Below are 2605 nucleotides of genomic sequence, written 5' to 3'. Positions count from 1 at the left end.
GTCTGGAGCCGGCCCAAATTCCGGCCCGCATCCAGCCATTAAACTCTAACCAATTGAATGGCAGGTTTTGGGAAACGAACTTTCAGGCGATAATGTCGTTTATTGGGGCGTATTCGGAACGGCAGCTTTTTAACGGAAAACGCCAATAGCCGCCATGATGTCAGCGGATCAATTCCGTCCAGATCCCCTACCCCTCTGCCAACAGATTAATAACTTCCCGCTTGACTTCCCCCGTTTTGTTTCATAATTGTTCCTTATTCGTTCCCAGAACAGGATCTTGGACATGCTCACGCAAAAGCAACATGAACTTCTTTGTTTCATTGATGACAGGCTCAAGGACAGCGGCGTTTCCCCCTCGTTTGAGGAAATGAAAGAGGCGCTTGGCCTGAAGTCGAAATCCGGCATCCACCGGTTGATCAGCGCGCTTGAGGAAAGGGACTTCATCCGCCGCCTGCCCAACCGGGCACGAGCGCTGGAAGTTCTAAAGTTGCCCGAAGGCGGTTTGCCCGAAGTTGCGCCATCGAACGTGATCTCGTTGCGTCCCGAAACGCCGGTTCGCGAGGTTATTTCCAATCCTGCTCCCGCTGCCAATAATGATGTTCTCGAAATCCCGCTGCATGGCCGGATCGCCGCCGGCGCTCCAATCGAAGCTATGGAAGGCCAGACCGCGCTCAGCGTTCCTGCCGCCCTGCTCGGCCCCGGCGAACATTATGCGCTGGAAGTGTCGGGCGATTCGATGATCGACGCCGGCATTCTCGACGGCGATTATGCGCTGATCCAGAAAACCGAAGTCGCCCGCGATGGAGAGATTGTCGTGGCGCTGATCCACGAGGAAGAAGCGACACTAAAATATCTCCGCAAGGAGGGAGGACGCTTGCGGCTTGATCCTGCCAACGCAGCTTATGAGCCACAGCTCTACAATCCGGGCGAAGTTCGTATTCAGGGAAAAATGGCGGGATTGCTGCGGCGCTACTAGCGCGTTGAACGGGCATCTTTGCTGCCTGCACCAGCTTTCTCGGACCGATAGCGGGTCCAGTCATGCCGACCAGTCCACGCGAGGGCGGTAGAAATCTTCTCCTTTTCCAGATCAATGGTCATGCCGCCGACCCGCGATAGCAGATTGCGGTCCGCCTTGAGCCAGCGCGGCTGACAACTGACCGGCAGCCACCGGTCGCTAACCACGATATCGGCGCGGCGGCAAGCCGCCGACAGCGCCAGCGCCGAGATATAGTGTGAGCTGCGGGTGGCCAGAAACACCCATTTGCGTCTTTTGCCGGTAAGCGTGACGAGGCAGGCATCGGCGTTGCATTCGGCATTGGGCCAGTCTTCCAGCGCCTGCGTCTCCCCATCGACACCGGCATTCTCACGAATCATGTCGCGAATGAAGTCGCCGCTGCGGGTCCGCAGCATCGCCAGCTCTCCCCGATCATCGCGGATAGCAACATGGCGCCCGTCGCCGGTGACATAAATATCGGGCGCGCGGTTGGTGGTGATCATCAACGCCCCGACCAATGCGGGGAACAGTCCCAGATAGCGCCATCTCTCGCGCCACAGGCAGAGCCACAGACCGCCCAGCAGGACCAGCCCGAAAGCCACGACCGGCATCGACGGCAACATGGTCACCGCACCGGGACGGCTGGATACAAAATGAGCCAGCGTGATCAGTCCGCTCAACGCCTTTTCACAGAACCACCAGACCGGCGCGCCCAAACCGGCACTATCCAGCACCAAAGCTAGCGCTTCGAGCGGCATGATCACAAATGTTGTGAGCGGAATGGCGATGATATTGGCCAATGCGCCATAAAGACCCGCCTTGTGGAAATGAAACAGAGCAATTGGCATCAAAGCGATTTCCACCACCAGGCCGGTTAGAAACAGGGAGAATATGAAACGTCCGATCCGCCGGATCAGACCTTCCTCTCTCAGCATGACCAGCGCCTTGATCCGCGGATGTTCGTGCAAGGCGATGATTGCAGTCACCGCCGCAAAGCTCAGCTGAAAGCTGGGTCCGACCAGCGATTCGGGCCAGAAGACCAGCACGAACAGCGCGCCCGCCGCAACCATCCGCAGGGTGATAGCGCTACGCCCCATCATTAGAGCAACCAGCACCAGCATGGCAGCCACACAGGCACGGATTGTCGGGACCTGGGCGCCGGTCAACAGCGTATAGGCGACAGCCGCAAGCGCAGCGCATCCGGCTGCGACGACCGGCAATCGAAACCGCAGCGCCAATGATGGAAAAAGGGCAAGCAGCTTGAGCAACAGCAAATAGACTGCGCCAACTACCGCCGTGACATGCAGGCCGCTGATCGAGAGCAGGTGCGCGAGACCGCTGCGACGCATGGCTTCTGCATCGGCTTCGCTAATGGCACCACGGTCCCCGGTTGCAAGCGTGGCCCCGATCGCACCGGCAGCACCGGGCATTTGCGACTGGACATGGGCAGATAGTCGCTGTCGATATCGGGATAGGTCAAATAGGGGATCGGCGGGTCGCAATATGGTGATATCACCCAGCGCCTGACCGGTAGCGCCGAGCCCCTGAAACCATGCGCGCTCGGAGAAATCATAAGCGCCTGGAAGGGCGGGCATCGCGGGTGGCATCAGC

2 protein-coding genes are annotated in these 2605 nt (G+C 58.8%); one reads left to right on the top strand and one right to left on the bottom strand.

The genetic code is table 11. The annotated features are described in order from the left end of the window. Nucleotides 1-283: 283 nt before the first annotated feature. The gene (lexA, locus tag WBM93_RS06250) at nucleotides 284-976 is read left to right on the top strand and encodes a transcriptional repressor LexA (RefSeq protein ID WP_424429640.1); all 693 of its coding nucleotides are present in this window, start codon (nucleotides 284-286) and stop codon (nucleotides 974-976) included. Here the strand turns inward: lexA and WBM93_RS06245 are convergent. Beyond that, nucleotides 973-2605: ComEC/Rec2 family competence protein (locus WBM93_RS06245; protein ID WP_424429637.1), on the bottom strand; the 1633-nt coding region annotated here is incomplete at its 5' end. The genes lexA and WBM93_RS06245 overlap by 4 nt on opposite strands.

The sequence above is a fragment of the Parasphingorhabdus sp. genome (genome assembly GCF_049667325.1).
Taxonomy (GTDB): domain Bacteria; phylum Pseudomonadota; class Alphaproteobacteria; order Sphingomonadales; family Sphingomonadaceae; genus Parasphingorhabdus.
This window is presented reverse-complemented; position numbering and strand designations above follow the sequence as displayed.